This window comes from Acidisoma sp. 7E03 (genome assembly GCF_054665075.1).
In genome coordinates, this window is the sequence record NZ_BAAFHE010000016.1 from 14,148 (window position 1) to 38,328 (window position 24,181).

At 61.8% G+C, this 24,181-nt stretch carries 32 protein-coding genes; 9 read left to right on the plus strand and 23 right to left on the minus strand.

Annotated elements, in window-relative coordinates; translation table 11 throughout:
• Window positions 1-237: 237 nt before the first annotated feature.
• Together ACYQ6W_RS20005 and ACYQ6W_RS20010 are read left to right on the plus strand one after the other, a co-directional pair.
• Window positions 238-504, plus strand: coding sequence for a hypothetical protein (locus tag ACYQ6W_RS20005; RefSeq protein WP_459677788.1), 267 nt, complete (start codon window positions 238-240; stop codon window positions 502-504).
• Window positions 504-971, plus strand: a complete 468-nt coding sequence (locus ACYQ6W_RS20010) for a hypothetical protein (RefSeq protein ID WP_459677790.1) — start codon at window positions 504-506, stop codon at window positions 969-971. The genes ACYQ6W_RS20005 and ACYQ6W_RS20010 overlap by 1 nt, the downstream gene beginning before the upstream one ends.
• Before the next feature lie 144 nt (window positions 972-1,115).
• On the opposite strand, the gene ACYQ6W_RS20015 is transcribed toward ACYQ6W_RS20010, so the two are convergent.
• The 5 genes from ACYQ6W_RS20015 to ACYQ6W_RS20035 are packed head-to-tail and all read right to left on the minus strand — an operon-like array spanning window position 1,116 to window position 2,707.
• Window positions 1,116-1,418, minus strand: a complete 303-nt coding sequence (locus ACYQ6W_RS20015) for a hypothetical protein (RefSeq protein ID WP_459677792.1) — start codon at window positions 1,416-1,418, stop codon at window positions 1,116-1,118.
• Window positions 1,415-1,762 carry a hypothetical protein gene (locus ACYQ6W_RS20020; protein ID WP_459677793.1) on the minus strand — a complete coding sequence of 116 codons (348 nt, stop codon included), beginning with the start codon at window positions 1,760-1,762 and terminating at the stop codon, window positions 1,415-1,417. The genes ACYQ6W_RS20015 and ACYQ6W_RS20020 overlap by 4 nt, the downstream gene beginning before the upstream one ends.
• Complete coding sequence (locus tag ACYQ6W_RS20025; RefSeq protein WP_459677794.1) at window positions 1,759-1,989, minus strand: hypothetical protein; 231 nt, start codon at window positions 1,987-1,989, stop codon at window positions 1,759-1,761. The genes ACYQ6W_RS20020 and ACYQ6W_RS20025 overlap by 4 nt, the downstream gene beginning before the upstream one ends.
• Entirely contained in the window at window positions 1,986-2,339 is a 354-nt protein-coding gene (locus ACYQ6W_RS20030; RefSeq protein WP_459677795.1) for a hypothetical protein, read from the minus strand. Before ACYQ6W_RS20030 ends, ACYQ6W_RS20025 begins: the two co-directional genes overlap by 4 nt.
• Before the next feature lie 11 nt (window positions 2,340-2,350).
• Complete coding sequence (locus ACYQ6W_RS20035) at window positions 2,351-2,707, minus strand: hypothetical protein (protein WP_459677797.1); 357 nt, start codon at window positions 2,705-2,707, stop codon at window positions 2,351-2,353.
• A gap of 180 nt (window positions 2,708-2,887) precedes the next feature.
• Here ACYQ6W_RS20035 and ACYQ6W_RS20040 point away from each other — a divergent pair, with 180 nt between their 5' ends.
• The 5 genes from ACYQ6W_RS20040 (at window position 2,888) to ACYQ6W_RS20060 (ending at window position 5,716) form a co-directional block, all read left to right on the plus strand.
• Window positions 2,888-3,121, plus strand: a complete 234-nt coding sequence (locus tag ACYQ6W_RS20040) for a helix-turn-helix domain-containing protein (RefSeq protein ID WP_459677880.1) — start codon at window positions 2,888-2,890, stop codon at window positions 3,119-3,121.
• A 44-nt stretch (window positions 3,122-3,165) separates the two neighbouring features.
• A complete protein-coding gene (locus ACYQ6W_RS20045; protein ID WP_459677882.1) occupies window positions 3,166-3,522 on the plus strand; it encodes a GIY-YIG nuclease family protein in 357 nt (118 codons plus the stop codon).
• 173 nt (window positions 3,523-3,695) lie between these two features.
• On the plus strand, window positions 3,696-4,127 hold the full coding sequence (locus tag ACYQ6W_RS20050; protein ID WP_459677798.1) for a hypothetical protein: 432 nt from the start codon (window positions 3,696-3,698) through the stop codon (window positions 4,125-4,127).
• Window positions 4,128-4,135: 8 nt separating this feature from the next.
• Window positions 4,136-5,074, plus strand: coding sequence for a hypothetical protein (locus ACYQ6W_RS20055; RefSeq protein ID WP_459677800.1), 939 nt, complete (start codon window positions 4,136-4,138; stop codon window positions 5,072-5,074).
• A gap of 273 nt (window positions 5,075-5,347) precedes the next feature.
• Window positions 5,348-5,716 (plus strand): hypothetical protein, encoded by a 369-nt coding sequence (locus ACYQ6W_RS20060; RefSeq protein WP_459677801.1) that lies wholly within the window; start codon window positions 5,348-5,350, stop codon window positions 5,714-5,716.
• 62 nt (window positions 5,717-5,778) lie between these two features.
• Here ACYQ6W_RS20060 and ACYQ6W_RS20065 read toward each other — a convergent pair whose 3' ends face one another.
• The 13 genes from ACYQ6W_RS20065 to ACYQ6W_RS20125 form a co-directional block, all read right to left on the minus strand.
• Window positions 5,779-6,807, minus strand: coding sequence for a hypothetical protein (locus ACYQ6W_RS20065; RefSeq protein WP_459677802.1), 1,029 nt, complete (start codon window positions 6,805-6,807; stop codon window positions 5,779-5,781).
• Complete coding sequence (locus ACYQ6W_RS20070; protein WP_459677804.1) at window positions 6,808-7,086, minus strand: hypothetical protein; 279 nt, start codon at window positions 7,084-7,086, stop codon at window positions 6,808-6,810.
• Window positions 7,087-7,303: 217 nt separating this feature from the next.
• A complete protein-coding gene (locus ACYQ6W_RS20075) occupies window positions 7,304-7,657 on the minus strand; it encodes a hypothetical protein (protein WP_459677806.1) in 354 nt (117 codons plus the stop codon).
• The gene (locus tag ACYQ6W_RS20080; protein ID WP_459677807.1) at window positions 7,654-8,013 is read right to left on the minus strand and encodes a hypothetical protein; all 360 of its coding nucleotides are present in this window, start codon (window positions 8,011-8,013) and stop codon (window positions 7,654-7,656) included. Before ACYQ6W_RS20080 ends, ACYQ6W_RS20075 begins: the two co-directional genes overlap by 4 nt.
• A complete protein-coding gene (locus tag ACYQ6W_RS20085) occupies window positions 8,010-8,492 on the minus strand; it encodes a hypothetical protein (protein ID WP_459677808.1) in 483 nt (160 codons plus the stop codon). Before ACYQ6W_RS20085 ends, ACYQ6W_RS20080 begins: the two co-directional genes overlap by 4 nt.
• 817 nt (window positions 8,493-9,309) lie before the next feature.
• Window positions 9,310-11,421 carry a hypothetical protein gene (locus tag ACYQ6W_RS20090; RefSeq protein WP_459677809.1) on the minus strand — a complete coding sequence of 704 codons (2,112 nt, stop codon included), beginning with the start codon at window positions 11,419-11,421 and terminating at the stop codon, window positions 9,310-9,312.
• On the minus strand, window positions 11,418-11,747 hold the full coding sequence (locus ACYQ6W_RS20095) for a hypothetical protein (RefSeq protein ID WP_459677810.1): 330 nt from the start codon (window positions 11,745-11,747) through the stop codon (window positions 11,418-11,420). Before ACYQ6W_RS20095 ends, ACYQ6W_RS20090 begins: the two co-directional genes overlap by 4 nt.
• Before the next feature lie 466 nt (window positions 11,748-12,213).
• Complete coding sequence (locus tag ACYQ6W_RS20100; protein WP_459677811.1) at window positions 12,214-13,563, minus strand: AAA family ATPase; 1,350 nt, start codon at window positions 13,561-13,563, stop codon at window positions 12,214-12,216.
• Complete coding sequence (locus ACYQ6W_RS20105) at window positions 13,560-14,399, minus strand: bifunctional DNA primase/polymerase (RefSeq protein ID WP_459677812.1); 840 nt, start codon at window positions 14,397-14,399, stop codon at window positions 13,560-13,562. The genes ACYQ6W_RS20100 and ACYQ6W_RS20105 overlap by 4 nt, the downstream gene beginning before the upstream one ends.
• Entirely contained in the window at window positions 14,396-14,596 is a 201-nt protein-coding gene (locus ACYQ6W_RS20110; RefSeq protein WP_459677813.1) for a hypothetical protein, read from the minus strand. The genes ACYQ6W_RS20105 and ACYQ6W_RS20110 overlap by 4 nt, the downstream gene beginning before the upstream one ends.
• Window positions 14,597-14,728: 132 nt before the next feature.
• The gene (locus ACYQ6W_RS20115) at window positions 14,729-15,016 is read right to left on the minus strand and encodes a hypothetical protein (RefSeq protein WP_459677814.1); all 288 of its coding nucleotides are present in this window, start codon (window positions 15,014-15,016) and stop codon (window positions 14,729-14,731) included.
• 45 nt (window positions 15,017-15,061) lie between these two features.
• Complete coding sequence (locus ACYQ6W_RS20120; RefSeq protein WP_459677815.1) at window positions 15,062-15,814, minus strand: hypothetical protein; 753 nt, start codon at window positions 15,812-15,814, stop codon at window positions 15,062-15,064.
• Entirely contained in the window at window positions 15,811-17,151 is a 1,341-nt protein-coding gene (locus tag ACYQ6W_RS20125) for a tyrosine-type recombinase/integrase (protein WP_459677816.1), read from the minus strand. Before ACYQ6W_RS20125 ends, ACYQ6W_RS20120 begins: the two co-directional genes overlap by 4 nt.
• A gap of 499 nt (window positions 17,152-17,650) precedes the next feature.
• Between ACYQ6W_RS20125 and ACYQ6W_RS20130 the strand changes: the two genes are divergently transcribed.
• Window positions 17,651-18,538: an SDR family oxidoreductase gene (locus ACYQ6W_RS20130; RefSeq protein ID WP_459677817.1), complete on the plus strand. Its 888-nt coding sequence runs from the start codon at window positions 17,651-17,653 to the stop codon at window positions 18,536-18,538.
• Window positions 18,539-18,917: 379 nt separating this feature from the next.
• Window positions 18,918-19,193 (plus strand): hypothetical protein, encoded by a 276-nt coding sequence (locus ACYQ6W_RS20135; RefSeq protein ID WP_459677818.1) that lies wholly within the window; start codon window positions 18,918-18,920, stop codon window positions 19,191-19,193.
• A gap of 95 nt (window positions 19,194-19,288) precedes the next feature.
• Here the strand turns inward: ACYQ6W_RS20135 and phnX are convergent, their stop codons facing one another.
• The 5 genes from phnX to ACYQ6W_RS20160 are packed head-to-tail and all read right to left on the minus strand — an operon-like array spanning window position 19,289 to window position 23,913.
• A complete protein-coding gene (gene phnX, locus ACYQ6W_RS20140; RefSeq protein ID WP_459677819.1) occupies window positions 19,289-20,098 on the minus strand; it encodes a phosphonoacetaldehyde hydrolase in 810 nt (269 codons plus the stop codon).
• 4 nt (window positions 20,099-20,102) lie between these two features.
• Complete coding sequence (locus tag ACYQ6W_RS20145) at window positions 20,103-20,906, minus strand: ABC transporter permease subunit (protein ID WP_459677820.1); 804 nt, start codon at window positions 20,904-20,906, stop codon at window positions 20,103-20,105.
• Window positions 20,890-21,750, minus strand: coding sequence for a 2-aminoethylphosphonate ABC transporter permease subunit (locus ACYQ6W_RS20150; protein WP_459677821.1), 861 nt, complete (start codon window positions 21,748-21,750; stop codon window positions 20,890-20,892). Before ACYQ6W_RS20150 ends, ACYQ6W_RS20145 begins: the two co-directional genes overlap by 17 nt.
• Window positions 21,743-22,882: an ABC transporter ATP-binding protein gene (locus tag ACYQ6W_RS20155; RefSeq protein ID WP_459677822.1), complete on the minus strand. Its 1,140-nt coding sequence runs from the start codon at window positions 22,880-22,882 to the stop codon at window positions 21,743-21,745. Before ACYQ6W_RS20155 ends, ACYQ6W_RS20150 begins: the two co-directional genes overlap by 8 nt.
• Complete coding sequence (locus tag ACYQ6W_RS20160) at window positions 22,882-23,913, minus strand: 2-aminoethylphosphonate ABC transporter substrate-binding protein (RefSeq protein WP_459677823.1); 1,032 nt, start codon at window positions 23,911-23,913, stop codon at window positions 22,882-22,884. Before ACYQ6W_RS20160 ends, ACYQ6W_RS20155 begins: the two co-directional genes overlap by 1 nt.
• Between the last annotated feature and the right edge of the window lie 268 nt (window positions 23,914-24,181).

Consider the following 24,181-nt stretch of genomic DNA (forward strand, 5'->3'; position numbering starts at 1 on the left):
TGGCCAATATATGGCCGATATACGGGCACGAGTACCAGTAGATTAGCGTGGACGTCGGCGCACGTTCCCCGCTCGCCGGCTGTAAGTAACCAAGCCCCTCAGGCTCGCCCCCGGCTGACGCAATCGGGCTCACTGTCTCGCAATGGGCGTTAAGCTTTCATTTGCAGCTACGCCATGAGGCGTTAACATGCGTATGACACTATAGTCTTAGACAGCGACACCAGTGGATTTTGAAAGATGCCGGACACCATGATCGCGGACCGATCCATCGACACTGAAATCGCCGCCTTTAATGAGATGAAAGCCGAACTCGAGAAGCACCACCACGGAAAATTTGTTGTGGTGGCTGGCGGGCAGCTCCAAGGGACATTTGACAGTCTTGATAACGCGGCGCACTTCGCGCGCATGACTTTGGGCGAAGGCCCGTTCCTGATCAGGCAGGTGGGGGTAACATTCCCGACGTTACCTGCTTCCGTTATGTGCCGGCCTGTTCGGGCCGCCTAATGACGGTCACCAGGGCCGGATTCAACGACGACCCAAGTGGGCAGCCATCAGGTGCTGCCCTGTTGATGCACCACGGCCCTACGATGATGGTGACGGTGAGTGCCGTAGAGCCAGAGAAGGTGCGGCTATCCGGTGGCGACCTTCACGCTCAGGCCGCAGAGAGCATACCGGCCCTAATAGATACAGGAGCAGGAGAGAGCTGCATTGACGACGAGCTTGCCGTTCGTCTGAGCCTGCCCGTAGTAGACAAGCGTATCGTAAGCGGGGTTGGTGGTCAGCATACAGTCAATGTCTATCTCGGCTATGTGATGATCCCCAGTTTGAATGCTATTTTGTCCGGCCTCTTTTGTGGAGTCCACTTGGCAAAAGGCGGTCAGTTTCATCAGGTGTTATTGGGACGCACATTACTGCGCAACCTCGTCATGGTATATGATGGCATTTCCGGGACGGTGACGCTGGCAAATTGACATGGCCATTGGGGATGCAGAGGGTCGTGCCTTCTGAAAGCTGAACCAAACTGAGTTTTGGTATAATGCGCCCGGAGGACCAGATAAGAGCGCTACTGGAAGAATAACGCTCTTACGCCTACTCGTTCTCAGCACCCGGCCGCGTTACGGTTTGCTTGACCTCTGCCCGCGGGGCTGTGTCGGCTTCGAGGCTGGCTTTGGCTTCGCCCGAAAGGGCGCCTCAACGTCGATCCCAAGGTTGTCAGCAATCTTCTGAATGCGCTCCGAAGTGGAGGGCTTTCGGCCTTGAGGTTGAGGCGGGGCACCTCCCCTTCGATACTTCGAGGTGGCGAGCCCCATCTCCTCCGCGAGCACCAGCAGCAGGCTCATCACTCTGTCCCGCCCTGGGGGCGCAGTCTCGGTCATTGCCGCCCGCCTCTCGGCGAGGTTGATGATCTGCGCGGTCATGCGGACTCTCCTCGTTCCAGCCGGATCAAGTCGCGCATCGATGCCGCGCCGCACCTCTCATCCAGGGAGGCGTCAGGATTGTCCCAGCTGACCCGATGACCAGGGAGGTAGAAATACGCCCCGCACTGGGCTCGGGCGAAGAAACCTTCCGGCGTGCTGGCGCGAAGCTTGACGATCCGTTCCGTCAGTTCCGGGATCGGGTCCAAGATCGCCCAAGCTGGATCATCCTCGCGCACATCACCGGGCAAAGCTGCGGAGATGGCGCTGAACTGACGCTGACGGCGAAGGAATTCGTCACAGGCGGCGATCAGTTCGGCATCCGGGTTCTGGGAGGACACGCTCATTTCGGCGTCCTCCGCATCACTTCCGTGGCGCGGTCGGCCAATTGCTGGAGAGCATGGCCGAGGAACAAGATCGAGCCATGCGTAAGATCGTCAGGCCCCCGGGCGAGCGCGACAAGGATCTCGCCGACAGCATCGCAGTCGTCGCTTATATCCTGAAGCTCTCCAAGAGCACTTGCATGGGTGAACTTCGGGGGGAACTCGTCGTCCCATTTGCTCGACGCGCTCATGCCGCAGCCCTCCAAAGAATATCGCGGGCGAGCGACCAGGATGCCGCGGTATCGATCTCGCCCATGCGTCCGCTTTCCGGATCGCCGTCCGTGGTCTCCCAGGCCGCCATCCAGGCCTTTGCTCGCAGACCGAACGGCGTTCGCGCCGGCAGATCGCTGACAGCCAGGCGGAGAGCCCAGCTACGTTCGACCAGTGTCTGCGTTTCCGCGCGGATCGCGTCCTTCTCGGTCGCCCACGACCGACAGGCCTCCTCGCGGCGCCACAAGACGTCCAACCGTCTCTGAACGCGCCGAAACTGGGCACATAGTTCAAGGAGCCGGTTGTCGGCGCGGCCATGGTGCCGGCGCATACTAATCCGGCTCATGACTGCAACCCCAGCCGCAGGGCATCCTTGATCACGCTCACCAGCGGCGCCCTCACCGCCCACGTATTGCGAGGATCGTCCTCGTCGCCGAGCAGGAAGAGCGCCTTGAGCCGGAAGCCCTCCTGTGTCCGCGGTGCCATGTCGGAGATCTGCGCGATGAGGCGGTGCAGCATCCGGACGTATTCCGGTTCCGGGCACTGGTAGATCTCCACCCCTTCGAAATGGGCGCGGTCGCGGAGCCGGCCGGCCTGGCTACACAGGCGCATGAGCCTGCCGTCCGGGTGATTGTCGAGGTCGATGAAGCCGAACGGCAGCGGACTGCCGCTCGGTGTGCTATGGGCGTGAATAGCCATTGCCTGCTTTCCCCTAGAAAGCGGTTGCGGTTAGGCCGGGCCAGAGGGGTAGGAGCCTTTGGTCCGGCCGACTTATGGGTCTAGGACAACCAAAAAGATTGTAGTCTTCCCTTTTGGCTGCAGTCAATTCCTTTGGTTGTTCTCGGCCGCAAAAGTTGCTAGTGCTTGCTCATGGCGCAAATGTCTCCTTCCCAGTGCCGGGCGGCACGAGGGCTTATCGACTGGACCCAGAAGCAGTTGGCTGAAGCCGCCTCAGTAGGACTCTCAACGGTCAAGGCGTTTGAGGGGGGCACAAGCACGCCGATGGCCAACAACCTCAAAGCGATGCAAAGCGCGCTGGAAGGCGCCGGGGTTCAGTTCATTCCTGAGAACGGCGGCGGGGCCGGCGTCCGCAAAAGAAAGCCTCAGGCTTGAAGCGCCACCACCGGAGGCTGGCCCCTGCCCTCCGCTACGTCTACGTGATCGGGCCTGAGAAGGGCTTGCAGAAGGTCGGCATGGCCACTGATCCGCGGGTGCGCCTGGCCACGCTACAGACTGCTTCTCCACAGGATCTCATGATCCATGCGGCGATCGGTGTGCCATTCGGCGCGGCGCCGGAGGTCGAAAGCCAAGCCCACCGGCTTCTTGGTCGCATGCAGGTTCGGAACGAATGGTTCGCGATCACGCCGGCCGAGGCGGTGTTTGCGGTCTACACCGCAGCATTACCGTGGATGGAGCCACGGCAAGAACGGCCAATGTCTGCGACAACGACTGTGTCCAAAGAGAAAACCACCTGGTCTCCAAGCGTTCCATCCAACCAGCTGCGGCTGCTCTAACCGGCGGAGCCGTTGTCGAAGGACGCAACGATAAAAAGCAAATGCCCCTACCGTGCGAATCTGTATGGTCAGGCTCGTTCGCCGCGCATAAAGCGAAACGTTTCTGATCGAGAGCCCAAGGTAGACTCGACTCGGGTCAGCTTGGAACGGTTTACCTTGCATAGGCGCAAGGAATGGTCTTACGCCATGACAACTTTATCGCTCTCTTCCATCAGTTTGATTTTAGAAATGGCAACCGAAAGCGGAGTCGGGATGTGAGCCGAGAAGGATTTTGGAGAGTTAGTTACGCCGGAGCCGCCGGAACTGGTTTTGGACTCTTAGTTTTTGATACCGGTATGGTTATTGGAACCGACGCGTTCGGTGGTAATTATGACGGCGAATATGCAAATCGTCCCGAACGCGGCGGACTAGAGTTTTATGTCACTGGGACTGCGACCGTGGATGGTATGTTGCTAGTGCAAGGTGGAGCACCCCTGCGCGCGGGTGAGCAATTTACCCTGCGTGGCTTTCTAAAGCACGGTGATTCGCAAACTGTTTTAGAAAGCGACCGAGGGCCAGTATTAGTTTCGATGCAAAAGATTAGAGATTTCCCAACCGGCACATAACAAATCTGATGGAAATGGAAGCCGAACTCCGCTTGCGGCGGTGGGAAAATGATTTACGAGATACGGCTCTTAGAGAGCTGCCTATTCAAGATCCGAACCATAGGGCGACGCTGGAGGCACTCCCTATCGATGAGTTGATAGTTCGTTTTTTTAATTGGCGCTCCCGCTTAGTGCACCCGCACAGACGGTCCGTCTTCTATGCAAAGGAATTCAGTGGCAGCACAGCGTTTCGCGAGCACCGCCACATTATTTTGCAACTCGCGAGCAAGATCAAGCGCGGCGCAAGCGTGATACCGCATCTTAGCCGGCTAATCGACTTTGGCTATGATGAGGATAAAAAAGGTAATGCTGGCGGTCGATCACTTGATCCGATGCTCAACGAGTGGGGGGTACATCATCTGCACCTATCCCATGAAATAGAAAAAGACGGCTTTGTGAAACGCACCAGCCAGCTCTTGTTTGTGATATTTCGCCCAAAGAAAGCTTTCGTTCTCGGCATCTTCAATCATGGCGATTGGAGCGCTGAGGATATCGTTGTACGTTCGACAACAAACTGGCCCCGAGAGCGACTGTTTGTTCCACTGGCGGGAGCAGTCGGTTTGGCGCACCCTATATCCCCAGAGGACAGAAACAGACTTCGTAAAGCCGGCATCTCGTCTGCTATTGAGTTAAACGGTGCCGTTTACATGCCACCGTTTGGCGGCATAACTACTGCAAAGACCTCATCTGATGCATCAGTGAAATGGATGCAGCTTGCACGAAATCTCAAGCACCACGCAGAACACTATGATGATCTGATTAAGAACCTGAGAGTGGAAGCTGAAAAGTATCAGCGACCATTCCCACGACACCCGGACATCGACCTGATTAGCGTCAGAACGCAGGAGAGTTTTGGATTCGCCCTAAGAGAAATTCAGTCTGGGGCTATCACTATGATAAGCTTCTGAGATAGAAGACTGTCCGCCTGATCCTGAGTACCCCTGCGCATTGAGTGGGGCCAGTGGTGGGTCTCAGGTCAGGCGAGAATTGCCCTTGCAGTATCATAAAACGTCGTCTCCAAAGATGCGATGGGCTATTCTTATTGATGCCATGCGCACAACTTAGAACAACGCCGGTCGGCGCCCTGCCCATTCTCACGAGAATCAGACGAGATGTGGGGGCACGGTCTACTATGCTATGTGATTCTTCAGTGAATCAGATTGTTGGTAAGGAATTGCGGGATGAAACTTGGAGATAAGCTAGCTGACATTGAAACGGCAGAGCAATTGGTTCGCGCGAAAGCCGAGGCAGAAGCCTTAGCCAAAGCTGCGGAGATGGAAAAGGCCGACCGCCTACAATCGGAAAGGGAGTTCACTTCCTGGCCCCAAGATGTAACCGCCGACATCAATTCCGGAAGAAAGCCCCGGTCGTTTTTCGTAAAGCGCTGGGTGGACGGACGAGAGCACATTATCATCTCAGATCCGCGCCACAGAGATTACGATTTGTTTGTGGGGCTGGAGCGCTGGGCAGAAGAGCAGGGCATGAAACTTATAGTGGATGGGAAACCCATGACAGGCGGACCGACAGAGATCTCTTTGAGCAGCAAGTAAATCGCCGTTGGTGGTGATCGTCTACCGCCCCGGCGTATTCGCCTGCACGTTCACGCGCGCGGTCACTTCGCCGCCTTCCAGGGAGTGCAGGTCACGACCGTCTGCCAGCCCTCGGCCGATGGATCGCGGAGGTGTCCGATCTGGCGGATCTGATTGACCTGAAACTGGCCTTGGAAGGTCAGGGGGTAGTTGAGTTCATTCGGTGCGGAATTAGCCGTTGTGGTGACGAAGCCTGGGGCGTTGGTCAGGCCGGGCGCCATATTGGTGCCGATCGGCATCTTGATGATCGCCCCCAAGGGGAGATCGGCACGCATCGCGCAAAACAGTTGCATCGTGTTCTGATCGATCCAGGTCGGCTGACCGATGAAATCGGTATAGGCGAGCTGAATGACCTTCTGTGACGGCACGGTGCCGTCAAACACATTGATCGTATTGTTTTCGACCGAGATAGACACCCCAGCGTAACCGCTGCCGAGCATCCCATGCGTGATGTTGTAGACCCCGGTCGCCAACCCCTCTAGCGTCGTGTAGGGGCCGATGACATCGTGACCCCACTTAACCTGATCGCTGATCTGGATGTTGATCTGATAGTTGGGATAGGCCGTCGACAGCGTCTGCTGAAGCGCATTGGACAGCGTCTGGCCAGCGCGGCAAGTCAGCATGAGATTGCCAGGGTTTGCCTGCGTGTAGGTGCTCGGATTGACCACAAAATCAAGGGTCATTTCCGTGCCGCGCCAGTTGCCGAAGCTCTGGACGATGATGCCTCGCGCGATCACCCCGGCCTGAGATGCATTGTTCAGCGGCAGGCCAGCGCTGAACCCACCCTTGAGCACGAACTGGTAGCCGTTTCCATATTTGGTCCCCATGAAATTCTGGGACTGCTGTAGATCCCGAAGCGCGGGCCCATAGATCGTGATGCCGTAGCCGCCAACTGGAGCTGCATAGGAACTGATGATCAGGTCAAACTGGATGTCCAGCGCGGCCGGATCATAAGTGCCGTTGACGTTCGTTCCCCAGCGATAGGCAGAACCGTCAGAGCGAACGGCGGCCGAGCCATCGGCATTGAGCAGGGTGAGGTCGTAGTAGCGCATCTACGCCGTCCGCTCCCCTTCCAGACGCAGCAGCTCGGCGAGATGGCCCTGCGCCGCAGCAGGCGCGTGCGGGAAGCCGGATGCGCGCCAGATCCGGCCCAGCAGGGGGTCGTTCTCATCCAGGGCTGTGAGGGTGTCGCAGATCGCGTGCAGGGCAAGCGCCGCCAGGTGCGCCGTCTGGACATCACCCGCGCCCGTCCTGAGGTCTTGGTCGATCAGCGCAAGCGCGTAGTCGAGGCGGCGGGCAATTTCCGACGCGCGGGAGTAGGGATCTGGCATCAGGCGGGTGTCCTCATCATTCGCCGAAATTCGGCATCCAGCTTCCGCGCCAAGACAGGATCGGCCTCGACCAAGCTCTGCACCGTGGCCATAAGTGCGAGCCAATCCCGGGCGCCGGATGCCGGCAGCGTGTCCCGAACATGGACAAAGATGTCATGCAGCATCCGGCTGCAACGGCGATGTGTCGGCCAGGGAATCAGTGTGGCGCTCATGGGCCTCAGTTCTTCCTCGACCTGACCGACCGCAGTGCGACACCAGCGAGGCGCGCGCGCTCTCGCCCCACGTGGTCATCGGCCATATCGGCCAGACGGTTTTCGGCCTCCGCCGAGCCAAGGCGGGCGGCCAGCTCCAGGCTGTCAATTTCCAGCGCAACGCGGCGCATCTCGCGCTCGACCGTCCACCGATGGGGGATCGGGCGCCGCCTGGACGTCACACGGTCCCGCAGGCGCCACCACGGGCGCAGGACGCGCACCCATAGCATCGCGAGCCATCCTCTGACCGCCTGGCCGCGCGTGACCTGCCGCGGGCGCCGCGAGCTGTTCCAGAGCCGGGGCGGCTGATAGGCGCTCATTCGCCGATCTCCTCAGATGCCTGGGGCAGGCCGGGGATGCGGTCCCAGCGGTCCCAGTTTCGATCGTCCAGGCCGCGCGCCCACATCGAATGATCGTTTGCCACCGCAAAAAGGAGGCGGCGGGCCGGCCCGCGTTCCTGCGGCACGACGGCGGCCGAGACTGCGACGGGATAGCGCTCGGGGATCTCGGTGTTGTCACGGATAATGCCGCGCAGGCGCTCTATTTCGCCGTAGGCGGCCGTCAGCGCCTCGCCCATCTTCGCGGCGAAGCCCTTTCCCGAGGCCAGCAGCTCGCCCTCCAGCTCGGCCTTGGTCTTCTCGAATTCAGGCGACAGGGCGACGTATCGGCCGCTCATCGGTTGCCCTCCCGCGGGTTGCGGATCGGCGTCGTGGCCGGAGGCGCCATGAAGGGGGCCATGAAGGCACCAATGTCGCCGGCATATTTCGTGATGCGCCGGCCGCTCGGATCAGTCTCATGATATTCGACCAGGCGGCCGCGCTGGCTGCTAAGCGCATCGTGCCGCGCCTCCGCCAGCACATGCGGCTCGACCGCGGCGAGGGTCGCACTGTCGGCCCGGAAGAAGTTCGATTTTGCGTAGGAGCGCGTGCGCTTGGCGAGGTCCTGAAGCAGGGCCGCCCGATAGGTATCCGGCGATTCCCCGGCCATCGGTTCGCGTGCTCGCTCGCCAAACAGGGCCGCGACTGCATCATGCCGGTGGCGCACCGCCTCCATCTGCTCGCGATCCGCGGCGGAAAGGGGCTGTTGCATCGCCCGCATACGGGCCGTTGCTTCCTCGACCTGCGCGCGCAGGCGCAGCAATTCCTGATTGCTCATGTGGTCCTCGTTGGTTTTTGATGGATGGGAAGTAGCCGGCCGGGGTCATTTGCGATGCCCTGAAGGACCGGAGCCGGCGGGGCACTGGTAAACCCCACCGGCTCGCAGCGCGGAGCCATTTACAGGGCCGCAGGGTACCCTGGGCTCCGCCACACGCGCATAGGCAGGGAAGCCGGGTTTTTGGTCCGGCTTAGCCCTCGGGGTCTCGGAAGGCCTCTGCCCACGCACGATGTCAAACTGTTCGCTGGCGCGCTCCAGTAGAGCCGTATGCTCTGCCCGCGCGCGTTGCAGAATGTCGCGATGAAGGAAGGATGGACGTTCAGCGTTTATCGCCTCACTGAGCTGGCGTCCATACTCGGCAGCAAGAAGTTGTCCTGCCAAGTCCAATAGCTCGGAGCGGGACCGACCAGTGTCGAAGGCGACAGCATCCAAAGCCTCAATCGTTGAGGTTCTGATGTAGTGACAAAGGCGCTTCTTCGTGCTGTTCATAAGCAGAATAATAGTCGTAAAATCATCTCAACGCGAGAATCTTGATTTTATCGAGTTTGGACTAATCAGGAATTTTCTTGAATTTTGCGGACTGCAATCGAACGTCGTTGAATAAGGGTCACGATATTCGATTTGCACATAAGGCTATGCAATCTACACCGCATCAACCGGCGGAGTGGGTGCGGCTGACGGAGGAGAAGCATCAATCGGCGCACACTGCGCCGATTGAAAGCAAGCGATCAGATGGTCGTGGTCATCGTTCAGAAGGCGGCATCAATGCCGCTGTCCGCGGTCTTGGCATCGACCGCACCGAAGCGCAGCGTGCCACCTACCCGAACCGCATCATCGTCGTCGGCAGATCAGGTGCGGTGAAGGCGTTGCTGTTCGGGTCATTGAAGGCGATGCCCACCAGCATCGCGAGGCGCAACGCGTCATCATCCAAGTCCTGACCAGGAAAGACCTCCAGCAAACCCTCGATCGGAATGCGCACCGCTCGCTCAAGCGCCTGTTTCGATAGTTGCACTTTTCCTTCCGCTGCCTGTCCGGAAGCCGAGATCATCAGCCGCACAGGGTCGCGCAGCCATGTCTGTTCGATCGGCAGCGCGCCGATGGTAGCCAGCCGGTGATAAGGCTTCACCTCCATGGGATGCCTCGCAAGCGCCGCCTTAGTTGTTGCGCACAACTGATCCTGGCAGTGGATCAACAGAGAGATGCCTCGTTCGTGCGCGTAGCCGCCTAGGGCAATGATGCGTGCACGGATTTCTACCAAGCTTGCCACGATCTGATCCATGATCGTCGGCCTCCACGGTTCCCGACCAAAATCAAGGATAAGCAGCCCAGGCTGCATACCTTCAGCGTATGCGAAGGTCGTCCACCCGCATATGCCATTGTGATCGACCCATACGGTCGCATAGAGACACTCGGTGTGGGGGAACTTGGTTGCGTCGACGGCCTCGCCTTTCTCCTCAGCAGGCTTGAGGTTGTTGCGATCAATCATGGGCGTGCGGCGATCGTGCATGACCGTGGACAAGACACCCGCCACCGAGTTGGCAAGGTCATCGTGCTGTCCCGGTCCATGGTCGACGCTATCGCGTCCGCTGCGAGCAGTGCGCCGCTCCAGGTTCGCCAGTTCCGTCAGAAGCTGACGATTGTCGAGAAGCTCCGCGCTCTTGGCCGTCACCATTGGCAGGAAGTCGAGGTAGAGGTCGGACTTCGGCCGCTCGCTATGGTCGACCGTAATCCCCACGGCTGCAAACGACGAGACCACCCATTGACCAGCGTATCTATCGCTCCTCACGCGCACGATGCTGTACCGCTTCAGCAGCGCCGCACAGCGTGCCACAGCCTCGCTCGGATCGAACGGCGGCTGCACGACGAGCACCGCGTCCAGCACCGCCTTGTCCGCCTCCAGGTGCGCGACTGCGAGCGTCATGGCGTCACTCACGCCGCCGCTCGGGTCGCAGAAGGCGACATATCGGACGCCGGGCACAGGCGGCAGTTCGGTGCGACCCTGGCAGGTCACGGCCTCGATCATCTCGGGCGTCAAGAAATCCGCAAGATCGTCGCGGAACTCGCCGTCCCATTCGGCGCGTGCGCTTTGCGGATCTTTCTCGAAGTCCTGATCGCGCATCTTTCGGAGGCGCGCATTATCGTGCATGTCAAGCGTGGCCGCCTTCCAGCACAGAACCGACGATGCATCATTGCCCCAGTCGCGCCGGAAGCTCTGGTAAAGCTCGCCCTTTCGCGCATAGGGTGACGACGCCAGTAGCAGCGGGGCGCCGGGGATCGTCCCAAGACCGGGGCGGATGGCGCGCAGGATCTCAACGTCAGGATTAGCGCTGCCTTCTTCCACGCGCCAGAATGCGAGTTCGTCGGCCAGCACCGCGGCGAAGGTCCTTCCGCGAATTGACCGAAAGCTTGCGGTGCCAATTTCGAGAGTCACCCGGTTCCCCAAGACAATTTGCTCTTGAGTTTCGTCCTGGATCAACGAAGCCAAAAGGGGCGTTTCCTTCAGCAAAGCGACGCTGTAGCGCAGGATGCTCTGGGCTTGGCGCCGGTCAGAAGCGAGCACCGCGACGGTCGCCACCTCGCCAGGCGAGAGGAACGGCTCGTAGTTCCGGAAGGCAGCAAGATAGACGGCGATGAGCGCCAAGATACGCGACTTGCCGCCGCGCCGGCCCACGATCAGCGTCGCTTCTTCGAACTGGCCTACGGGCGCCTCTGTGCGCCCCGTGAGGCGGCGATAGAGGGCAGCCTCCTCCGCAAACATGGGCAGACCGAACATAGACCGCAGGAAGGCCTTCCACGGCCCCCATGTCTTGCCCCTGAAGTGCGGCCCGAAGATCGCTGGGTCCTCCATCGCCTCGATGATGGTCGGGATGGCCTTCAGGGCGCCCGTGGCGGGCTTCCTGGGGCGCTTGGCTGGCCTGGCGACGGTCATGCGTCGACTCCTTCGTCAGGCGTGGACAGCGAGCCCAGGAACGCATTCCAGCTTGGAGGCTGAGGGTCGGTATCGGGCTGCTTGAGCCCGATGTCACGCAGCCCACGGGCATAGAGGCGGTGAAGTTCGAGCAATTGGTTCAGGCGAGGCTCTGATAGGCCGACACCATCGAGGGCCGCTTCGTTCAGTTTCGAGATGTGGACCTGCAACCAAGCCAGTTGCCCGATCAGCAGAGCCTGCACGGGGGGCGGTTCATCGCCCAGATGCGCGGTCAGTGCGCGCACAGTCGCACGGTAGAGGTCGGCCTCGCGGGTTCGGCCCTTCATGGCCCATCGAAGGGGGCGGCGTGCCAGGGAGATCGGGGCGCCGTTGCTAGACGGTTGGGGGGGCGTTTTGGCCTTTTGTGGCGGACATAGTGCGGACACTGATCGAATATTCCTCATGTAAACTATTGATATATCGATGTAATATCGGACACTTTCCGGTGATTAAGTATCACTCGGCGGTCCATCTTGATGGTCGAAAAATCCGGAATGCGGTCGGCGGATTTTCGCCGCCCTCACCAATCCCCGGATCATCAGTTCCCGCGGGATGCTCTGCCGCACGGCGTAGCGCGCCTCGTTCTGCATGGCGTCGCGCTCTTCCCGTTCCTCCCGGCTACCGGATGCTACCGGATCTTCCCGGATGTGATTTAGGGAACCCGGTAGAGGGCCGTCCGGGTAGCAGTTTTCTGCTACCGGATGGTCCTTTCCCTTAGGGGGTAGACCATCCGGTAGTAGGATCGATTTCGTATCAATTTTCATCGTCATCGCTACCGGATGTTGAAGATCCGGTAGCCCCTGGACTGCCCACCCACTCAGCTTCGGGAAGACCGTCAATCCGCAAACCGCGTCCGGTCCCACGCTTCTGCAGTTTCTCATTGCGGCGCTGGTAGTCGGCCTCGATCATCCCGCACCGCTGGCGCAACGCGACGAGCGTGGCATCCTGGGACACCTTGCCCGTGATGCCCTGCGCTTCGAGCGCATGCTTGACCGACCTGACATCTCCAGAGAGCTTTGGGGAGAATGGCTGGCCGTCAGGTGCTCCCGCCTTGATCGCCTCCGCTATCGGCAGCAGCTCATCCAGGCTCATCTCACGGGCCTTGGGCGGCGTCCAGGGTTCCAGAGCCGGCGCGGTGTCGCCATTGTCGAGATGCACGCTGAACCGGTGCAGCCAGGTCGCGCCATCAGCCGGCGGCCCATAGCTCTGCTTGGCGTTGTCGAGCCGAACGTAATGACGACGCTTGTCCTTCGGTACACCGAGCTGTTCGGCCTCAGCCTCCGTCATGACCGTGAGAGTGAGACCGATACGGATAGAGCCACCCAGAGCACTGCCGCCGCGGGCAGCCTCCAGGTTGCCCGGAACGGCCACGCCCTTCTTCGTGTGGTGGATAACGATGATGGCGAGGCCAAGCTCCTCGGCGAGGCTGCGGAGCTTCGCAAAAACTTGGCCCATGATGCCGTTGCTGTTCTCATCGGCCCCGCCCATCAGCTCCACCAGCGGGTCGAGGATCAGGACGTCTGCGCGCTGGTCCTTGAGATATTCGCTCAGTTCCTCCCATGCCGGCGTCGCGTAGATCGCGCCGTCAGGGCCGAGGGTGAAGAGGGAAGCTGTCTCTTTGCCCGCACCGACGCGCACAAGCCTGTCGCCGAGATCGGAAACGCGGCGGCCGGTATCTCGGATCATCGAGCTGATTCGGCGACGCTGCTCCTCCTCGTCGTCCTCGGCATTGAGGATAACGACGCGGCGCGGCCGAGGTGCTTCACCCGGCAGCGGAACCGGTGCGAAGTCACCGAAGGGTAGGTTGAGCGCGAGGCTGATGGCCCATCGCAGCGCGACACCCGACTTGCCGGCCTCCGGCGCGCCGATCAGGGCCGTGACCTTCCGGCGCATGACGTACTGCGGCACGATCCACTCGCGTCGCGGAATGTCCGCCTCGCTCCAATCGGACGCAGCGCTGATGCGCCAGGCGGAGCTGACGGCGGCCGAGAACTCGGGCGCTGCCGCGGCGTCCTGCTCGTCCTCATCGAGGGCCGTTTGCGCGTCCGTCAACACCTCATAGGCTTCGATCGGCGGTAGTTCGGGCATCTCGGAATAGTTCACCGACGACGCTCCTTCGGTTCGAGCGGCGACGTGGCGCCCCGCTCCAGGCCCCAGCGGACGGTCTTGGCAGCGTTCACCATGTCTTCGGCGCCGGCATCGGCGACCGCGTTGAGCAAACGATCCGTCACGTCGCCCTCAGACAGTTCCGACCTGTCGAGTACGCCACCGATCGTGCAGGCCGCCGCGCGCAGGCGGTAATGGCGCTGCCCGTCCGCCGCGTGCTTCACGCGACTGATCTGCCGGTCAACGAACTCGCGCAGGGAAGCCGTCGACAGGGACGATGCTGCGGAGCGCACGCGAACTGATCGGCGCGCGGCCGGCGGCGGTCGTGTGGCCGTCACGTAGGCGTCCAGAAGCCACGCCGGCCAGGGTTCGATCGGGGCATGCGTCGCCACCCCACAACCGCAGGCCCACCACGCGATGATGTAGCCGCCAGTGCCACGGGTATCCACGCCGCGGGCAATCTTGCTCTCGCTGTTCCTGACGCTGGGGTGCGCCCTGAACAAGGCGTGGAGGCCTCCGCTCCGGGTGCAGTAGGTGAAGGTGTCCGGCAGGCGAGCGCGGTGCTTTTTCCACCACTCCATACCGCCTTTGCCGGCGTCGATGTCGAGCGCGTCAAATCCAGAGCGCGGGCCGGTCGGAATGCCGACCAGCGGGCCGGGCCACCTGCGCCACAGATCGCGCACGCCATCGGCATCAGCGGTGGCCAGATGAAAGCCACCAGGGCTTTCGGCACCGTCTTCCTTGGGGATGGTCGGGCGCTTCTGCGGGCCGCACGGGAAGACGGGATAACCGGCTTCGGCAAGCCGCAACGCACGTTGGAGAACTGTGCTCAAGCGCGGCTGTCCTCCCGCATCGCCGCGGCTCGCCACGCAAGCATCTCAGCTCGCTGGACATGGCCGACACTCAGCTCGTGGTCGCTGAGGCGATCGAGTTCGGCCGCCGAATAGGCGCGATCCAGGCAAGGGCGCTGGAAGTGCCGATTTTGGAAGGGATCAGAAAGTTGATAGGCGCGGTAAGTATCGAACGACATCTGTGCGTCCTCATCGGACGCCAAGGGCCTTGCAGCGAGCGGGCAGATCGGCTACATCACAAGCGCCAGCCAGTGATGTCTTCGACTTGCACCGCCGCTTAGGGAGTCGTGGCCCTTAGCGGCGGTTTGCGTTCAGGCTGCGAACTTGCGGGGACGGCCCCGGCCTCGGGGTGCGGTGTTTGCCGCTTGAGAAAGCAGCCGGCGGCGCAGGTCATCGAGGTCGTAGAGCCGCCGCCCTCTTAACCGGATGTGGGGGACCTGCAACTTATCAACCAAATTCCGAGCAGAACGCTGACAGCCACCCATGATTTCAGCAATCTCATCAAGATCGCCATAGCTCGGAAACAGCCGCTTCCAAGGGCGGCAGGGAGCCGGGATGAAACCAGACGTGCCAGCTTCCTGATTTTCCGTCTGCAACATAGTGCCTCCGCATTCACAACAACTGCGGAGATTTTCACTTGGTTACTATCCCTGAACCATCTGTGTGTTTTTTTGCAATTTGGCGCTCCTTTCTACCACCCCACCCCTGCGCTCATCATTGTATGCTTTCCGCACCTGTTCCATTGAGAGCGAGCTTCCACTGGCAATCTCGCCTATGACCGCTGACTGCTTGTAAAACGGCAGTCCGAAAAGACCGTTCAGGGCTACCGCTGCTCGAAGGGCCGCAGCAGTGCCATGCGGGTTTTGTCGCTTATTCGCTGAAACAAAGATCTTTGTATTACGGAGCTGCTCCGCCTTCATTCGCAATAGGTTTGCCTTGTGGCGCATTCCTTCAGCGATCTCCGTCCATGCGTCACCGAGACCTTCAGTATCTAGGGCTTCCCAAAGGAGCCATTGCGCGCGCTGATCTAGTTGTTTCACATGATGGTCGCGCTCAGACGGGCTCCAAAGCGGAACGGAAGGAGCCTCCGCAACTATCCTTGAAAGTTGCTGGAAGAGCACCTTGAGCGCGAGATTCTGTAGCTGGTCGCCGCCAAAACTGATTTTTGTTCCGAGCCTTTTTTCGAGCACCTCCTTTTTTACGGGATGGACGTACCCTCCGGGGTTTCGTTTGAGCAGTTCACTCCAAAGTACGCTCACGCGGTCATCGGCCAGCAGCTTGCGGATAGCTTCCGGATGCTTCTCATATTCAGCACAAAATGTCGTTTGGGTCGCAAGCCAATCTGCCAGGCTAGGAGGCAACCACGACGGTATCACGAAATCTTGGTGTTCACTCATGCCCGGCGCTCCGCCAGATCCACCACATCTGCGCCCTTCTTGCCGCCCGCCGAGATAACCGCTGCCGCGCGCTCAGCCGCGGCCCTAAGTGGGTCATCGAGCAAGTGCGCGTAGCGCGCGGTCGTCGCTGCCTGCGTGTGACCAAGAAGCGCGCCGATGACCGGCAAACTCAACCCCGAACTGGCAAGCACACTGGCGAAGGTATGGCGCAAGTCGTGTATGCGGGCCGTCGTCTGCCATGTCAGGACTGGATTACCGTCCTTGTCTTTGACGGCGCGGCCGGCGGCATCCTTCTTCTCGACCGCCTTCGCCAGCCCGGCCTTGATGCAGATGGACGACCAAAAGTGTTTGATGTCGGTGAGGGGCTTGCCATCCGAGCCGGGAAAGACATACGGGCATTGAACGGCTTTAGGATAGTCGCGGCGCTCCTTCTCGAACTCCTCATCGGCCTCCGCCTTCATGCCGACGAGAAGGGCGATAGCCGGCGCTGAGAGTGGCACGCGGTGCAGCTTGGCAGTTTTCGTCGTCGCCGCCGGCTTGATCCAGATGCCGGCTTCCAGGTCAAAGTCTTTCCATTGGGCAGCAAGAGTTTCACCCTTCCGGGCTCCGGTCAGTAAGAGGAGCCGAACCGCGTTCGCGCTGACCCTCTCAGAATGGGCGCCGAGAGCTTCTGATAACTTCGCGATCTCCGCCCCGGTGAGATATCGCTCCCGTTTGTGCTCCGGGCTTCGCTCAACTCCCGTTGCAGGATTGTCACCCCGCATTTCCCACTTTATGGCGAGCGACAGCATCTTGGACACGACTGCCGCCGCGCGGTTGGCAGAATAGGGGCTCTCAGCCGCGATCTTCCGGTGCATCGCTTCGATATCGGCGTGGCGGAGATCGGCGACCTTCTTGGTTCCGATGGCTGGGCGAATGTGGACCCGGAGGAGACGCTTATAACTGTCGACAGTTGTGGGGCGCTTTCGGGGAAGGTGTTCTTTTTCGAAGCGGTCAGCCAGGTCGTTGACGGTGGGGGCCGCACGCTCGGCATGGAGATCGCCCATAGGGTCTTCGCCGACGTCAATCCGCTGCCGCAGTTCCTTCGCACGCTTTCGGGCGGCCTTTAGGCTCCACGCTCCGTCGCGCCAAACCTTGTCCTCCCATCGTCCCGCGGTTCCGATCGTGATCCGTCGTTCGGTCCCGCCTTTGGTCCGGTAGTTGAAAATGTAGGCGCGCGCTCCCGCAGACGTGATCCGCAGACCAAGACCGCGCTCCGCCGCGTCGTAGAAAATCCGATTCCCTCTTTCCGGAGGGGGGAGATCTTTGACCCTTTGTTCGGTCAGTAGCTCCGCCATGTCCGCCTCCATGTCCGCGCTGTGTCCGCGCGCACATTGCACTCTGACGCCTATTTCGTTCAACGTCTTTCTTCGGTCTTCAACAAAAATCGGCAGATTTCTGCCTGATTTTTCATTCCAATCCGCGGACACAGGACGGACATAGCACGTTGGAGCAAACTTTTAATCATGGGGTCGTGGGTTCGAGTCCCACCGGGCTCACCATGAAATCAAGGGGTAGGGGAAATCCCGACCCATTGAGCCGAAATCTCCGTCGCGGGTCACAAGTTGGGATACATGGGAAGCTCCATGGATCTCGATCATGCTCAGCATGCGGATCTTATCAGTTCGATACACCGTTCGGCGACGCCGTCCGAGCGGGCAGCCAGTGATCCCGATGCAGGCCAAGATGAGGCGCGCCTCCGAACTGCCGACGGCCCAGGTCCTCCTCTTGTAGACTCCCGGCCTTTTCGGAAGAGTGACGCGCAGGAGAACGGCTCCATCGGGAAAGGCTGAGGCCTTGCGCAACGAACAGAAGCAGGTGCTGGTCACCGGCGCGTCGAGTGGCATTGGCCGTGCCACCGCGCTCCGTCTTGCGGCATCCGGAATGCGGGTCTTTGCCGCCTGCCGCCGCCTCGAAGACGGCGAAAGGCTGAAAACCGAAGCGCCGCCCGATCTGCTCATCCCGGTCATTCTCGACGTTGCCAAGCCGGATACGATCGACGCATGTCGGTCATTTATCGACACGGCGACGGGCGGCCGGCTGGACGGGTTGGTGAACAATGCAGGAATCGGCCTCTCCGCTCCGCTGGAGGTCGTGCCGCTTGATGCTGTGCGCGCCGCCTTCGAGGTCAACCTCTTCGGCCAGCTTGCCGTGATCCAGGCCTTCCTGCCGCTGCTGCCATCTGGCGCAGGCCGCATCGTCAATCTCGGCTCCGTCGGCGCTCACATCACCATCCCCTTCGGCGGGGTGCTGTGCGGGTCGAAAGCCGCCTTCGAATGCTTTAGCGATGCTCTGCGCATGGAATTGCGGCCGCTTGGCATTCATGTCGTGATCATCCAGCCAGGCTCCATCAAGACGCCCGCGGTCGACAAGACGCTCGGCGGCGTCGAGCAGGTGATTGCGCGTTGGCCAGAGTCGGGGAGCGCCCGCTATGCCGGTCTAGTCCGCCGCTTCAGCGCACGCGCCAATGCGCGCGAGGCTGGCGGGAGCGATCCTGATGTCGTAGCCCGCACAATCCAACTCGCGCTGACAGCACCCCGGCCGCGGGCACGTTACCCGACTGGCAAGGACGCGCATATGCTCACCCTTCTGCCGCGTATCTTACCCGATCGGTTACTCGACTTCCTGCGGCTGAAGATGCTGGGCTTGCCGACGGAATTCGACGCGCAGCGGATACGCCCCTGAGCCCAGAGACAGGTTCCCAAGGAACGCGTCCGTGCCGATCAGCCGCAAGCGACAATCGATCCGGCGGACGAGCCGGCTGTTTCTGGTGGATCGCCGCGTGGCCCGGTCCACCACGCGAGATGCGCCACCGCGCACCCCGTGGTCTGCGGATCCATCCAATCGTAGCATCCCCCGCCAGGCCGCACGCTCTTCATTCGTTGACAAAACAAGAAAAAGAACGGTTCGTCTGGCATGGGAGTGGCAGCAACGCTTCGTTGATGTGACTGCGCGAGAGTCTGGCATATTTGTGAAGATCACTGCTCTCCCAATCGGCTGACCTCATGACCTTATGAAGACGCACAGGCGCAATGATGTGCCGTCATTCAGGGAGATTTACGACATGCGTCCTCTGCGCATCCTCGCGGCCGCAGCCGCCATTACGGCACTTCCGCTCGCCAGCAGCTTCGCCGGCAACGGCTCCGACACCCCGCCGCAGACCCAGAGCGCCGCGGTCCCTGGCCCGACGGTGGACAGCGCCAATGGAAGCAGCGCGATGTCGACTGACCCGCAAAACGGCACGGCCGGTGGCGGCATGACCACCGGAACGGGCAAGAAGGCGGGCGGCATGGCCGAAAAGAACTCTGTCCACACCACCGGCGCGACCCAGACGGACTGATGCCCTCATCCGGCCGGGCCCAGGGCCCGGCCGGATGGTCCCCGCCGGCTGGCCGCGGTGGCTTTATGAAATCGTCTCCACCACTATCGATAGGCTTAGGGGCGTTCGCCGCGAACGAGCCGGCCTTCGATCTCCCAAAGCACGGGCATGAGATCCCCAACACCGTCGACGACGTAGCGGGCGCCGGCGGCCATGAGTCGCTGGCGCGCCGCAGCGCGAATTGCCTGGAAGGTGGGCGGCGGCAAGGCCGCCGTCTCCGCCTCGGATAGGCCGAAGACATTGCCGGTGATGGCGACGCCGACAGACCAGGCACCCGCATTAAGTCCTTCGGCAATGCCTACCTCGGTATCATCCACCTTCGCCGCCCGGAACGCCGGGTAGCAGCCGAGCTCGGCCAAGACTCGCCAGGTGAGGAATGGGCTGGGCCGACCTCCCGGCGCATCCCCCGTGCAGGCCATGGCATCCACCGTGAACCCCTGTTCGGCGGCGCGGGGCAGGATCCGCGCCATGATCTCACGTGTATAGCCCGTAGTGCTGCCGATCTTCACGCCTGCTGCACGGAGCGCCGCTGCAGTCTCTGCGGCGCCGGGGATGAGCCCGGCGTGATCCGCTGCCACAGCCACGTTCTTCGGCACGAAAACCTCGTAGACTGCGTCGATATCCGTCTCCCCCGGCGCATGGCCGTGTCGTGCCTCCCAGGCGGCGGCAATGCGGGGCATGGCGAGCAGCGCCGCGACATGCGGGCGCTTCGCCATGCCCATCGGAATCCGCGCCTCCGCAATGGTGACCTCAACCCCGAATGCGGCGAAGGCCTCGACGAAGGCGCCCATCGGCGCACGAGAGCCGAAATCCACCACGGTTCCGGCCCAGTCGAAGACGACGGCATTGAGATGGGTGAATGTCATGGGGTCATCCATTTCGTGTCAGGGCGCGGCCGGTCAGGCGGGACAGCACCGTCAGCATGAGGAGGGTCGCGAGCCCGAGCAGCGTCGTCAGCGTTGCCGCGTCGAAGATCGCGCCGCGGTCGGAAAGGGCGAAGATCTGCACCGGCAGCGTCACCCAGCCCGGGGGGTAGATCATGATCGTGGCGCCGAGTTCACCCATGGACAGCGCAAAGCTCAGCGAAAAGGCAGAGATGAGATAGGGCTTCAGCAGCGGCAGGGTCACGCGCCGCAGCCGGTAAAACGGCCGCGCCCCCAAGCTTTCCGCCATCGCCTCGCAATCCGCGGGAATGCGGGCAAGGCCCGCGCGCAGATTGCCGTAGGTGAAGGCGCTGATCAGCACGAAATGGGCCGCAAGCACGATCCAGGGCGTGCCGTTCATCAGCAAAGGCTTCTGGCTGAAGGCGACGAGCAGGCCGAGGCCAACAGAAGCGGAAGGCACGGCGCTCGGCACGAAGAAGACGGCGTCGAGCAGCCTTGCGCCCTGTCGAGGCAGACGGCGCAGGGCCAGCGCCGCCCAAGTGCCGCTGATGAGGGCCGCGAGGCTCGCACCGAGACCCGTGAGAAGGCTCGTCTTCAGGCTGCCGAGCGAATCGCCCTGAACGGCAGCGACATAGTGGTCCAGCGTCAGAGCCGCAGGCAGCACGCCGTTCCACGTCTTGGCGAGGCTCGCGAGCAGGATCACGGCGATAGGCAGGCCGTAGACGAGAAGAAAGAGCGGCACCACCACGGCCCAGATCAGCAGCCGCACCCCTCTAGACCAGACGAGCATGACCGCCTGCCATTCGCGCAAGGATGGACCGGTAGAGCGTGTAGAGGCCGAGGGAGAGCAGGACGTTGACGACCGCGATGACGCAGGCGCCGTCATAGTCGAATTGCTGGATCGCCTTTTCGTAGACGAGCATGGGCAGGGTGATCACGTCCTTCGCGCCGATGAACAGTACGATGCCGAATTCGTTCACCGTCAGCAGCAGGCACAGGCTGCCGCCGGCGAGCAGCGCAGGCAGGGCCGCGGGCAGGATGATCTGGCGCACGATGCGCAGCGGCCGCGCGCCCAGGCTGCTCGCGACCTCCAGCTGCGCCATCTCCATCGTCGCGAAGACCGCGAGCAGCGGGCGCATGACGAAAGGCGTGTAGACGGTGATCTCCGCGAGAATGACGCCCCACTGCGAATAGAGAAAATCGATGGGCGCCGCCTGCCACCCGAACATCTGCATCAGCGCTTCGTTGAGCAGTCCCGCGGAGCCGTAGACGAAGGTGAAGGCAAGCGTCACGAGGAAGGTCGGCAGCGCGATGATGGTGTCGATCACTCGGGAGGCGAGGCGGGCGCCGGGGAAGGGTACGAAGGCGATGGCGAGCGACAGCACGAAGCCGAGGATCAGGCAGCCGGCGGTCGAAGCAACGGCGATGGTGAGGGTATGTTCCAGCCCATGCAGGAACTGCCGCCCGCCCAGGGACTGGAGCAGCGCGGACGGACCTTGGCCCAGGGCGGTGCCGGCGATCAGCGCCAGCGGATAGAAGAACAGGACGGACAGCACGAGCAGCGGTGCCGCAACCCAGGAGAGGGCGCCGAAGCGAGGGCGGTGGCCCTCGGCCACCAGGGCGAGGTCAGACATCGGCGGCACTCCCCGGCACCAGTGTCACCTCAGCCGGATCGAAGAAGAGATCCAAGCGGTCGCCGAAACCCGGCGGCCGGCCGAGAGGCGGGCAGGTCAGCCGCAGCGTCTCACCCTCCGCATCCAGGGTCACGTGCAGCGCATCGCCCTGCCACTGCACGCCGGTCACGGTCGCCGCCAGCCGTTGCGTGCAGCCGGCCTCGGGTGCCAGGCGCAAATGATGCGGCCGCAAGCAAAGCAAGGCGGCGCCCGCGTCGAGACCGTGCGGATTGGCGGCCGAAAAGCGCCATCCCCGAAAGGAGACGAGCCCACCCCCCTCGTGCAGGATAGGAAGGATATTGGCCCGGCCGAGAAATTCGGCGGCGAAGCGCGTGGGCGGCGTGCGAAACAGCGTCTGCGTCTCGCCACAGGCTTCCAGCCGGCCGTCGCGCATGATGCCGATGTGGTCGGCAAGCGTCAGCGCCTCGCTCTGGTCATGCGTGACGTAGAGCACAGTGAGTTCGGGAAGGTCGCGATGAAGCTTCGCGATCTCCTCGACCATGCTGCGGCGGATCTGCGTGTCGAGGGCGGAGAGCGGCTCATCCAGCAGCAGCACCTGCGGCCGCACGGCGAGCGCGCGGGCGATGGCGACGCGCTGCTGCTGGCCGCCAGAAAGTTCGCGCGGCAGACGCTTCGCGTAGCGGCCCATACCGACGAGATCGAGGCATTCGGCGACGCGCGGGCCGATCGTCCGCCGGTCAGCCCCCTGGGCGCGGAGACCGAAGGCGACGTTCTCCTCCACCCGCATATGCGGAAAGAGCGCGTAGTTCTGGACCACCATGCCGATCCGTCGGGCATAGGGCGGCAGATCGGTCACGTCGCGGTCGCCGATCAGGATGCGGCCGCGTGACGGGCGGACAAACCCGGCTACGGCACGCAGCGCCGTGGTCTTCCCCGAGCCGGACGGCCCGATGAGCGCGACAATCTCGCCCGGCTGAACCGTCAGGTTCAAATCGGACAGGACGGTGAGGCCACCATAGGCGACGGAGACGTCCTCGAACTGGATGCGACTCGAGGCCATGGCGGTGGCGACGCGCGCTTGCGCGCGCGCCGCAGCCTCTACCCCACCCGCCAGAGTGGCGGCCTCGCTCATCAGTTCGCCGTTGCGTCGTTGTAGGCGGCGACGTCGCTCTTCAGATCGGCGAGGATCTGCGTCCAATCGGGTGACCAGACGGTGACGCCCTGCATCATTGCCTGCAGCTTCTGATAGGTGGCATCAGTCGGCTGCACGTCCGTGCGCACGGGCAGACCCTGAGCGACGGTACTGACACTTTCCTGTGCGTTCTTGCTGAGCAGGAAGTCGATCAGCTTCTTGCCGTTCTCGCTATGCGGCGCGCCGGCGACGAGCGCGATGTAATAGGGCAGGGCGAAGGCGGTCTTGCGGCCATCGGGACCGGCGGGAAAGAAGACCCGGACATTGGGGTCGTCGGCCGACTGGGCGAGGTTCATCTGCAGATCGCCGTTGGCGACATAGAGTTCGCCCTTGTTGACGAGTGCAGTGAGCTTGCCGGTGGAGGCAGAGGGACCGCGGTTGTTCGCCTGCAGCTTCTTCAGATAGTCGAGCCCTGCCTGCTTGCTGCCGAAGGCGTGGAAGACCTGGATCATGAAGGCCGTACCGTCACCGGCCTGTCCCGGGGTGGAATACTGCAGCTTGTTCTTGAAGTCGGGCTTGAGCAGATCGTCGTAGCTGGCGGGCGCTTCCTTCAGCACGGCTGCGTCGTAGATGAAGTTCGGATAGTTGTTGACCATGGCGTAGTAGTCGCCCTTCGGGTCCTTGCTCCCCGCCGGAATGGCATCGGCGCCCGCAGGGGTATAGGCCGCGAGCAGGCCATCGGCCGCCGCCTTCTGCATGAAGGGCGGCAGCGTCACCAGAACATCGGCCTGGGTGTTGGACTTTTCGCGGGCAATGCGGTCGACGACGCCGCCTGATCCGCCCTCCACATACTGCACCTTGATGCCCGTCGCCTTGGTGAAGGCGTCGAACTCCTGGCCGAACCAACTGGGGCTGCCATCATGCAGACCGTCCGCACTGTAGATGGTCACGACATCCGACGCCGCCTGAGCGGACGCCCCGGCCAAGGTCGCGAGAAAAAGACCCGCCGCCAGAGAAATTCCTGCGCGCATTCTATGCCTCTTGATGGGAGGGAGCGGGCCGGCAGGCATTCCCCCGACCATATCCCCGTGCTGCCGGCGATGGCTTGCCGCTTGGCGAGGATGATTCGCGCGAAAGGAACGGTAAGTAAAATCTATTTAATTTATGAAATGCAAAATCAAACTTATGCAGTATTTGAGGCTAGCATGGTATCAGAACAGTTGAAACAGTATTGTCATACAAGATATCTGGCATACACGCTAAATTTCTTTAGTTTGGAAAGGGTATACCGATTTCACG

Coding starts and splice junctions, on each gene's coding strand:
- ACYQ6W_RS20005 (WP_459677788.1), top strand. CDS start 238: ATGCCGGACACCATGATCGCGGACCGATCCATCGACACTGAAATCGCC.
- ACYQ6W_RS20010 (WP_459677790.1), top strand. CDS start 504: ATGACGGTCACCAGGGCCGGATTCAACGACGACCCAAGTGGGCAGCCA.
- ACYQ6W_RS20015 (WP_459677792.1), bottom strand. CDS start 1,418: ATGACCGCGCAGATCATCAACCTCGCCGAGAGGCGGGCGGCAATGACC.
- ACYQ6W_RS20020 (WP_459677793.1), bottom strand. CDS start 1,762: ATGAGCGTGTCCTCCCAGAACCCGGATGCCGAACTGATCGCCGCCTGT.
- ACYQ6W_RS20025 (WP_459677794.1), bottom strand. CDS start 1,989: ATGAGCGCGTCGAGCAAATGGGACGACGAGTTCCCCCCGAAGTTCACC.
- ACYQ6W_RS20030 (WP_459677795.1), bottom strand. CDS start 2,339: ATGCGCCGGCACCATGGCCGCGCCGACAACCGGCTCCTTGAACTATGT.
- ACYQ6W_RS20035 (WP_459677797.1), bottom strand. CDS start 2,707: ATGGCTATTCACGCCCATAGCACACCGAGCGGCAGTCCGCTGCCGTTC.
- ACYQ6W_RS20040 (WP_459677880.1), top strand. CDS start 2,888: ATGTCTCCTTCCCAGTGCCGGGCGGCACGAGGGCTTATCGACTGGACC.
- ACYQ6W_RS20050 (WP_459677798.1), top strand. CDS start 3,696: ATGGTCTTACGCCATGACAACTTTATCGCTCTCTTCCATCAGTTTGAT.
- ACYQ6W_RS20055 (WP_459677800.1), top strand. CDS start 4,136: ATGGAAATGGAAGCCGAACTCCGCTTGCGGCGGTGGGAAAATGATTTA.
- ACYQ6W_RS20060 (WP_459677801.1), top strand. CDS start 5,348: ATGAAACTTGGAGATAAGCTAGCTGACATTGAAACGGCAGAGCAATTG.
- ACYQ6W_RS20065 (WP_459677802.1), bottom strand. CDS start 6,807: ATGCGCTACTACGACCTCACCCTGCTCAATGCCGATGGCTCGGCCGCC.
- ACYQ6W_RS20070 (WP_459677804.1), bottom strand. CDS start 7,086: ATGCCAGATCCCTACTCCCGCGCGTCGGAAATTGCCCGCCGCCTCGAC.
- ACYQ6W_RS20075 (WP_459677806.1), bottom strand. CDS start 7,657: ATGAGCGCCTATCAGCCGCCCCGGCTCTGGAACAGCTCGCGGCGCCCG.
- ACYQ6W_RS20080 (WP_459677807.1), bottom strand. CDS start 8,013: ATGAGCGGCCGATACGTCGCCCTGTCGCCTGAATTCGAGAAGACCAAG.
- ACYQ6W_RS20085 (WP_459677808.1), bottom strand. CDS start 8,492: ATGAGCAATCAGGAATTGCTGCGCCTGCGCGCGCAGGTCGAGGAAGCA.
- ACYQ6W_RS20090 (WP_459677809.1), bottom strand. CDS start 11,421: ATGACCGTCGCCAGGCCAGCCAAGCGCCCCAGGAAGCCCGCCACGGGC.
- ACYQ6W_RS20095 (WP_459677810.1), bottom strand. CDS start 11,747: ATGAAGGGCCGAACCCGCGAGGCCGACCTCTACCGTGCGACTGTGCGC.
- ACYQ6W_RS20110 (WP_459677813.1), bottom strand. CDS start 14,596: ATGTCGTTCGATACTTACCGCGCCTATCAACTTTCTGATCCCTTCCAA.
- ACYQ6W_RS20115 (WP_459677814.1), bottom strand. CDS start 15,016: ATGTTGCAGACGGAAAATCAGGAAGCTGGCACGTCTGGTTTCATCCCG.
- ACYQ6W_RS20120 (WP_459677815.1), bottom strand. CDS start 15,814: ATGAGTGAACACCAAGATTTCGTGATACCGTCGTGGTTGCCTCCTAGC.
- ACYQ6W_RS20125 (WP_459677816.1), bottom strand. CDS start 17,151: ATGGCGGAGCTACTGACCGAACAAAGGGTCAAAGATCTCCCCCCTCCG.
- ACYQ6W_RS20135 (WP_459677818.1), top strand. CDS start 18,918: ATGCGTCCTCTGCGCATCCTCGCGGCCGCAGCCGCCATTACGGCACTT.
- phnX (WP_459677819.1), bottom strand. CDS start 20,098: ATGACATTCACCCATCTCAATGCCGTCGTCTTCGACTGGGCCGGAACC.
- ACYQ6W_RS20145 (WP_459677820.1), bottom strand. CDS start 20,906: ATGCTCGTCTGGTCTAGAGGGGTGCGGCTGCTGATCTGGGCCGTGGTG.
- ACYQ6W_RS20150 (WP_459677821.1), bottom strand. CDS start 21,750: ATGTCTGACCTCGCCCTGGTGGCCGAGGGCCACCGCCCTCGCTTCGGC.
- ACYQ6W_RS20155 (WP_459677822.1), bottom strand. CDS start 22,882: ATGAGCGAGGCCGCCACTCTGGCGGGTGGGGTAGAGGCTGCGGCGCGC.
- ACYQ6W_RS20160 (WP_459677823.1), bottom strand. CDS start 23,913: ATGCGCGCAGGAATTTCTCTGGCGGCGGGTCTTTTTCTCGCGACCTTG.